The following is an 8022-nucleotide window of genomic DNA, read 5'->3' on the forward strand; positions in this document are numbered from 1 at the left end:
TCGGTCGAGGACATGAAGATCCTGTTCGACGGCATCCCGCTCGAGGAGATGACCGTCTCCATGACCATGAACGGCGCGGTCCTGCCCGTCTTGGCCGGCTACATCGTGGCCGGCGAGGAGCAGGGCGTGCCGACCGAGAAGCTGGCCGGGACCATCCAGAACGACATCCTGAAGGAGTTCATGGTCCGCAACACCTACATCTATCCGCCCACGCCCTCGATGCGCATCGTGGCCGACATCATCGAGTACACGGCCCACAACATGCCGCGCTTCAACTCGATCTCGATCTCCGGCTACCACATGCAGGAGGCCGGGGCGACCTGCGTCCAGGAGCTCGCCTTCACCCTGGCCGACGGGCTGGAGTACGTCCGCGCCGCGCTCTCCAAGGGCCTCGAAATCGACGCCTTCGCGCCGCGCCTCTCGTTCTTCTTCTGCATCGGCATGAACTTCTTCATGGAGGTCGCCAAGCTGCGCGCCGCGCGCCTGCTCTGGGCCGAGATGATAAAGCCGTTCGATCCGAAGAAACCCATGAGCCTGGCGCTCCGGACCCATTGCCAGACCTCGGGCGTCAGCCTGACCGAGCAGGACCCCATGAACAACGTGGTGCGCACCGCCTTCGAGGCCATGGCGGCGGTCCTCGGCGGCACCCAGTCGCTCCACACCAACGCCTTCGACGAGGCGATCGCGCTGCCCAGCCGCACCGCGGCGCGCATCGCCCGCAACACCCAGCTCATCCTGCAGCACGAGACCGGCGTGACCCGGGTCGCCGACCCGCTCGCGGGCAGCTACTACGTCGAGCACCTGACCGCCTCCATGGCGGCCGAGGCGCGCAAGCTGATCGCCGAGGTCGAGGGGCTGGGCGGCATGACCAAGGCGGTCGAATCGGGCCTGCCCAAGCTCAAGATCGAGGAGTCGGCGGCGCGCCGCCAGGCCCGCATCGACCAGGGCGAGGAGGTCATCGTCGGCGTCAACAAGTATCAGGTCGAGGGCGAGGCCCTGCCCGACATCCTCGAGATCGACAACGCCAAGGTGCGCGAGGCCCAGGTCGCGCGCCTGCAGAAAACTCGCAAGAGCCGCGACGAGGCCGCCTGCACGGCGGCGCTCGACGCCCTGTCCAAGGCGGCCGAGAGCGGCGCGGGCAACCTGCTCGACCTCGCGGTCCGGGCGACCCGGGCGCGGGCCAGCGTCGGCGAGATCTCCGACGCCCTGGAACGGGTCTTCACCCGCCACCGGGCGGTGATCCGCTCGGTCTCCGGGGTCTACGGCGCGGCCTACGAGGACGACGAGGGCTTCCGGAAGATCCGCGACGAGGTCGCCGCCTTCGAGACCGAGAGCGGCCGCCGGCCGCGCATGCTGGTCTGCAAGCTGGGCCAGGACGGCCACGACCGCGGCGCCAAGGTGATCGCCACCGCCTTCGCCGACATCGGCTTCGACGTCGACGTCGGCGCCCTGTTCCAGACGCCGGAGGAAGCGGCCCGCGAGGCGCTCGACAACGATGTCCACGTGATCGGCGTCTCGAGCCAGGCCGCCGGCCACAAGACCCTGGTCCCGGCCCTGATCGAGGCCCTGCGCGCGGAAGGCGCGGAAGACGTCATCGTCATCTGCGGCGGCGTCATTCCGCCCCAGGACTACGAGTTCCTGCTCGGCAAGGGCGTCAGCGCGATCTACGGCCCCGGCACCAACATCCCCACGGCCGCGCACGAGGTCATCGGACTGATCCGGGAGCGAAGGGAAGCGGCGGCGGCTTAGGTCGATTGAAAGCGGGTATCGATGGCTCTGAGATGCCGACTTTCCAAGCCCTCACCGTCATGCTCAAGGTGCCCGATATCCGTCGTGCGATCGAGTTCTACACCTCGATCGGATTCGCGCTGGCCGGGACCGACGAGTTCCACTACGGCGAGGGCAACATCAACTGGGCCCGGCTGGAGAACGGCGGCGTCGACCTGATGCTGAGCGTCGGCGGCGACAACGAGCCCAAACCCTCTCAGGACTTCTTCCTCCGGGTCGAGGACGCCGACGCCTTCTACGATCTCGTCCGGGACAAGGTCACGATCCGCGCGGAACTTCGGGACCAGTTCTATGGCATGCGGGACTTCTGGTTCACCGATCTCTTCGGCTACCACTGGGGCGCCGGCCACCCGATCGAGATCGACACGGCCTGAGCGCCGCCCCCGGCTACCGCGTCACCCGCGCAACAGCCCCCAGCGCCGCTTCTTCTTCTTGAAGTCCTCGCCCGGGCGGGTCTGGTAGAGGGTGGAGTGGAACTCTTTCTGGGCCTTGGGGGCCGTGTAGTAGTAGAGCGCGATGGACTTGCGGGTCTGGTCGGGGCCGCAGGTCAGCGGGTCCGGGTGGCCGTGGTAGGAGGTGTCGGTGGTCGAGAAGATGACGCAGCGGTTGGCCAGCGGCGCGATGCGCTGCACCCGCTGCGCCATGGCCTCGTCCCAGAGCTCCAGGTGGCCGCCGAAGTCCTCGGGCCAGTCGCGGTTGAGGTAGAGCAGCAGGTTGATCCGCCGCTCCATCCCCGTGACCTTGTGGATGTTGAAGTCGGCGTGGATCTTGAGGAAGCCGCCGTCGCCGATCTGGTGCAGGCCGCCGCCCTCGAAATAGGGATCGCTCGCCAGGCCCTCGATCCCGGTCAGCGCGACCAGGCCGCGCAGGAAGGCGGCGGAGTTGAGCCAGCCAATGGTGTCGCGCGTGACCGGCCCCCAGCGCCCCTCGTCGGCCAGCGAGCCCTTGACGCCCGTGGTCCCCTTCCGGTTGGTCTTGACCTCCATGGCGTCGAGCGCCGGGAACTCGGCGCGGATCTCGTCGATGCGCGTCTCCGGCAGCAGACCGTCGATCACGATGTGGGGAAAGGGCTCGGCGCCGGCGTAGGCTTCGGCGTGCTGGGCGCAGAACGAGACCCAGCGATCCTCGCGAAGCGCGGCGCGCTCGTCGAACTCAACGATGGCCATGGCGTCTTCCTGGTATGGCGTCGGAACGGCCCAAGATGTTCGCTCCGGCCCGCCGACGCAACCGGCAATCGCGTCAAGCAAGGCCAGCCCTTTTGTGGCAATTCCCACAGCGCTTGTCGGTTTACCGGGCCATTCTTGACGTTCGGATAATTCGGCGGCTGCCGAATGACGACGGCGCCGTCCCCTTCGAGAAAGGGGCCAAGCCATGGATCTTCAAGCGATAGAGCAAGGCGGAGACCGGCGGATCAAGTTCGTTGCCCTCGACGGCAAAGGACAGCCGCTGTCCGATGCCACCGAGGCGGACTACAAAGCCCTGTTCCAGAAGCTGCCGAGCGGCTGGTCGATCAAGTCGGTCCGGGACGCACACACCCATGTCTTGAGCAAGGGCAAGACGGAGCTGGCCGCGGTCGAGCACGAAACGGGGCTCGAACTGATCCTGCCCGTGGCCCAAGGCGTTGCAGCCGGTCTGGCGACGAAGCCGCTGGAAGACTTCCTGACGTGGGCTTGGAAAAGGTGGCTGGCGGTCAGATCGCCGGACTCCGACGTGCCGGGCGCGACGGGCCGGCAGCCGCCGACCTTCCGGGTGGAGACCGCGACCGCGGGGAACGGCGCACAGTCCGTGCAGCATAAGGATTTCGGCACGCTTCCCCCCTTCGCCGAGCTGCGCGAAATGCTGACGCCTGATGGCGGTAAGGCGCCCGAGCACGCCCCCGCACCAGCCGAGGAAGACCGGGTCGCGGCGGAAGGCAACGACGTGCCCATGGCAGCGATCCGGAAGGGTAATCTCGACAAACGCGGTTTGAAGATTCTCGACGTCTATTGGGCGGTCCGCGACTACCGGATCTATCGCACCGAACGCGGCATCAGCCCGCACTTCTCGGACGACAGGAAAACAGCACTCAAGCAGCGCAAGCTCTACATGGATATCGGGCCCAGGCTTTCGAAGCTGAATGGCCTCCTGAACGTCAGGTTCATCGAGAATTCGGAGGCCTTCTTCAATCGAGAGATTGCGCGGGCCGTGGCGCTTACCCTGGAAGGCAAGAAGAAGGAGGCTGAAGAGACTCTGAAGCACGTCGAGGAGCGGGCCAGCAAGTCCTGGCAGATGGCGGCCAGGACCGAGTACATCGCGGCCTGTGGCCTCGTCACCTTGATCGTGAACTTGGCGTGGCTCATCTACCCGTCCCAGACGACGGCATCGGCCACGGCCTCGAACCTGGTCTTTCAGGTTGCGGCCATGGGCAGTTTGGGCGCCTTTCTCTCGGTCGCGATGGGCATCGCGACCCTGGAAGTCGACCCCTATGCCAGCAAACGCTACAACTATCTGACCGGCCTTCTGCGAATCGCCGTTGGAACGCTTGGCGCGATCCTGCTCTATCTCATTCTCAAGTCCGAGGTCTTTGCCGGCTTGGCCGTTGGGACCGGAGCAACGGGCCTGAACGAATACGCGATCTTCGTGCTCTGCGCGGCCGCGGGCTTCAGCGAGCGCATGGTGCCCAACATCATGGAGCAGATTTCGAACCAGGCCGCGGACAAGGCCGACAAGGGCGACGCAAAGGGCAAGCCCGATAAGGACAAGTGAACCTCTTCGCCTATCGCCCAAAGTCGAGAGGCCTACCGCTGCAGCCTTACCGCTCGACGATCATCTCGAAGCCACCGTGGATCAGGCGCTTGCCGTCGAACGGCATGGGGTTCTGCTCGTGGTTCATGCGCGGGTCGGCCATGGCCTTGGCCATGCCCTGGTCGCGCGCCTCTTTCGAGGGCCAGGTCATCCAGCCGAAGACCACGGTCTCGCCCGGCTGACACTTGACGGCGAGCGGGAACGAGGTCACCTCGCCGTCCGGCACCTCGTCGCCCCAGCAGTCGACCACCTGGAGCGCGCCGTATTCCTTGAAGACGGCGGCGAAGCCGTCGGCGTGCGCCCGAAAGGCCTCACGCTTGTCGTTCGGCACCGCGGCCGCGAAGGCATCGACGTAGGCCATGACACCTCTCCTCCCTTTCGTCGCTTCCAGGAAAACACCCGCTAGAACGCCCAGACCCACGCCAGGACGAAGAGCGCCGTCGCGCCCGCGCCGGCCGCCATCTGGTGGCGCGCTTCCACCTGGACCCTCTGCTCCAGGGCGTAAAACAGGAGGCCGAAGAGGCAGCCGGCGAGAAAGCCGGTGACGTGGGCGAAGATGTCGGTGCGCGGGCCCTCCATGCCGAGGAAGGCGAGCAGAGCGATCCCGGCGCCGAGCGGCGCCCAGCGGTCGAAGCGCCGGCGGCGGCTGGGCTGGCCGCGCTCGGCCCAGGCCGCCGCGGCCAGAATCCCGAGCGTGCCGAAGACCGCGGTCGAGGCGCCGACCGAGCTGTGCGCCGCCGGCTGGACCACGGCGTTGAGGCCGTTGCCCAGGCCGCCGGCCAGCACCAGCCCGGCCCAGGCCAGGCCCCAGCCCAGGCGCTGGCCGGCGAGGTAGCAGAAAATCAGGCCGAGCGCGAGGTTGCCCAGGAGATGCTGGGCGTCGCCGTGCAGCCCCATCGCCGTGAAGGCGCGCCACCAGGCGCCGTCGCGAATCAGCCCGGCCTGGGTATGGCCGGCCGCCCACCAGTCGAGCCCGAAGGCCTTGTGGCGCTGGGCGAGGTCGAGCGCCAGGATCGTCACGCCGTAGAGGCTCGCGGCATTGAGGCCGTCCGCCGCCGGATAGACGCGGGCCGCGCGCGGCGCCTCGGGCGGGTTCTCGGCGGCGTAGAGGCTGAGCTGACGGCGCGCGTCGGGCGCGTCGCGCGGCCGGACCAGCAGGGCGAAGTCCCCTTCCCTCGGCGCCACCTGGCAGGGGATGCCGACCGCCATCAGGACCAGGGCGTACTCCTGGCAGCGCTGGCGCGACGGCGAGGCGAAGAGCGTCAGGAGTTCGGTCTGGTCCATGGGGCGAGTATAGTAGCGGTTTGCCGTGCTGGCGCGCACTTTGCCGTGGTCGGAAGATGCAGCTGCGCCGATCTGCGTCGTGAAGCTACCATCGCCCTTCGACAGGGCGCGTAGCGCGGCGCTTCGCGCGGACGAGGGGCGTTGAGTGGCAAGCGTGATCCTGCAAAGACACCCGGTCTTTCGAAAGCCCTCATGCTGAGCCTGTCGAAGTAAGAGGGCTTCGGCACCCCGTCTGCCCGCACATCCGTCATCACCGGGCTTGACCCGGTGATCCAGTCCGCTACCTGAAGCGGGCAGGAACCTGGATCGCGGGCGAAGCCCGAGTGCCCCGCGCTCGAGCCCGGCGATGACAAGACCTTGGGTGTTCGTATGGAGATCTACGTCGACGGCGATGCCTGCCCGGTCAAGCAGGAGGCGCTGAAAGTGGCCGGGCGCCACGGCCTCCGGGTGCACCTGGTCGGCAACACCTGGCTGCGCGCCGGCGACGGGCCGCTGGTCAACCGCGTGGTGGTGGCCGAGGGCGCGGACGCCGCCGACGACTGGATCGCCGAGCACATCGGGCCGGGCGACATCGCGGTCACCGCCGACATCCCGCTGGCGGCACGCTGCCTGGAAAAGGGCGCCAAGGCCCTGGGCCCGACCGGCAAGCCCTTCACGCCGGACTCCATCGGCATGGCGCTCGCCATGCGCGACCTCAAAGCCCACCTGCGCGAGACCGGCGAGATCAAGGGGTACGTACCGAACTTCACCAAGCAGGACCGTTCGCGTTTCCTTAGTGCCCTGGAGGAGACAATCCAGGCGCTGAAACGCGAACAGAAGCGGGCACCGCCGCCATGATCGCCATCACCGACACGGTCGCCCTCGACCCGCGCGAGATCGAGGAGCACTTCCTGCGCGCCGGCGGGCCGGGCGGCCAGAACGTCAACAAGGTCGAGACGGCGGTGCAGCTGCGCTTCGACCTCAAGAACTCGCCCTCGCTGCCCGACGACCTGCGCGCCCGGGCCCTGCGCCTGGCCGGCAGCCGCCTGACCAAGGAGGGGATCCTGGTGATCACGGCGCGCCGCTTCCGCAGCCAGGAACGCAACCGCGAGGACGCGCTGGACCGCCTGGTCGCGCTCCTGAAGCGCGCGGCCGAGCCGCCGACGCCGCGCCGGGCGACCCGCCCGAGCCGCGCGGTGAAGCGCCGCCGCCTCGACGCCAAGGCCCGCCGCGGCGCGGTCAAGCGGCTCAGGACCAGCAAGCCGGAGGTCGAGTGACGTCGAGCGCGGGGACCACCCGATCCTGAACAAAAAAGAGAATCACCACAGAGACACAGAGATCACAGAGAAACCAAAAAGAGCTGGTTGCGCGCGTAGCGCGCCAGAACAAACCTTTGGTTTTTCCTCTGTGCTCTCTGTGTCTCTGTGGTGAAACCCTTTTGTTTTTTCCGTTTGCGCCGCGCCGGTCGCGCGAGGCGTCAGCCGCTCAAGGATCGGTCAGCGACGAGTAGGTGAGCGCGCGCATCTCCTTGCGGCTGGGGTAGGCCGACGACGGCATCAGCTGGGTCAGGAAGATCGCGCTCAGCTCGGCCTCGGGGTCGACCCAGAACATGGTCGAGGCCAGGCCGCCCCAGCCGAAGTCGCCGCCCGAGCTCGCCGACTTGGCGATGGCCGGGTCGACCGTGACGGCGACGCCGAGGCCGAAGCCGATGCCGTCGAAGGAGACCTCGGCGAAGACCGCCTGGCCCATGGACGCCAGGTCGCCGGGCAGGGCGTTGCGGGTCATAAGCTCGACCGTCTTGGGCGCCAGCAGCCGCACCTTGCCGAGCGCGCCCCGGCCGCGCAGCATCTCGGCGAAGCGCAGGTAGTCGTCGGCGGTCGAGACCAGCCCGCCGCCGCCCGAGAAGAGGGTGACCCGGCCGGCGCGGAACGCGCTGTCACCGGCGGGATCGGCCAGGTTCATGAGTTCCTTGCCGGTCTTGTCGTAGCAGGACGCGAGCCGCCCGAGCTTGTCGTCGGGCACGTCGAAGCCCGTGTCCGTCATCCCCAGGGGCTCGAAGATCCGCTCGGCCAGGAAGCGGTCGAGCGGCCGGCCCGAGATGACCTCGACCACCCGGCCGATCACGTCGGTCGAGACGCCGTAGTTCCAGCGCCTGCCCGGCTCGAAGGCGAGCGGCAGGGCCGAAAG

The 8022-nt window shown here is 68.0% G+C and carries 9 protein-coding genes; 5 read left to right on the forward strand and 4 right to left on the reverse strand.

All coding sequences use genetic code 11. The features are described from left to right. Together scpA and QNJ67_23515 are read left to right on the forward strand one after the other, a co-directional pair. Positions 1-1749, forward strand: a 1749-nt coding sequence (gene scpA, locus QNJ67_23510) for a methylmalonyl-CoA mutase (GenBank protein ID MDJ0611960.1), incomplete at its 5' end; no start/stop codon positions are given. A gap of 32 nt (positions 1750-1781) precedes the next feature. After that, on the forward strand, positions 1782-2162 hold the full coding sequence (locus QNJ67_23515; protein MDJ0611961.1) for a VOC family protein: 381 nt from the start codon (positions 1782-1784) through the stop codon (positions 2160-2162). 21 nt (positions 2163-2183) lie between these two features. Here the strand turns inward: QNJ67_23515 and QNJ67_23520 are convergent, their stop codons facing one another. Continuing rightward, the gene (locus tag QNJ67_23520) at positions 2184-2954 is read right to left on the reverse strand and encodes a 2OG-Fe(II) oxygenase (protein ID MDJ0611962.1); all 771 of its coding nucleotides are present in this window, start codon (positions 2952-2954) and stop codon (positions 2184-2186) included. Between the two features lie 205 nt (positions 2955-3159). Here QNJ67_23520 and QNJ67_23525 point away from each other — a divergent pair, with 205 nt between their 5' ends. Beyond that, entirely contained in the window at positions 3160-4533 is a 1374-nt protein-coding gene (locus QNJ67_23525; GenBank protein ID MDJ0611963.1) for a hypothetical protein, read from the forward strand. A gap of 46 nt (positions 4534-4579) precedes the next feature. Here the strand turns inward: QNJ67_23525 and QNJ67_23530 are convergent, their stop codons facing one another. Further along, the gene (locus QNJ67_23530; GenBank protein ID MDJ0611964.1) at positions 4580-4933 is read right to left on the reverse strand and encodes a DUF1428 domain-containing protein; all 354 of its coding nucleotides are present in this window, start codon (positions 4931-4933) and stop codon (positions 4580-4582) included. Positions 4934-4974: 41 nt separating this feature from the next. After that, a complete protein-coding gene (locus tag QNJ67_23535) occupies positions 4975-5856 on the reverse strand; it encodes a rhomboid family intramembrane serine protease (GenBank protein ID MDJ0611965.1) in 882 nt (293 codons plus the stop codon). Between the two features lie 369 nt (positions 5857-6225). Between QNJ67_23535 and QNJ67_23540 the strand changes: the two genes are divergently transcribed. Further along, complete coding sequence (locus tag QNJ67_23540) at positions 6226-6693, forward strand: YaiI/YqxD family protein (protein MDJ0611966.1); 468 nt, start codon at positions 6226-6228, stop codon at positions 6691-6693. Further along, the gene (gene arfB / locus QNJ67_23545) at positions 6690-7112 is read left to right on the forward strand and encodes an alternative ribosome rescue aminoacyl-tRNA hydrolase ArfB (GenBank protein ID MDJ0611967.1); all 423 of its coding nucleotides are present in this window, start codon (positions 6690-6692) and stop codon (positions 7110-7112) included. The genes QNJ67_23540 and arfB overlap by 4 nt, the downstream gene beginning before the upstream one ends. A 208-nt stretch (positions 7113-7320) precedes the next feature. Here the strand turns inward: arfB and QNJ67_23550 are convergent. Further along, on the reverse strand, positions 7321-8022 hold a 702-nt coding region (locus tag QNJ67_23550), incomplete at its 5' end, for a serine hydrolase domain-containing protein (protein MDJ0611968.1).

The sequence above is a fragment of the Kiloniellales bacterium genome (assembly GCA_030064845.1).
GTDB lineage: Bacteria > Pseudomonadota > Alphaproteobacteria > Kiloniellales > JAKSDN01 > JASJEC01.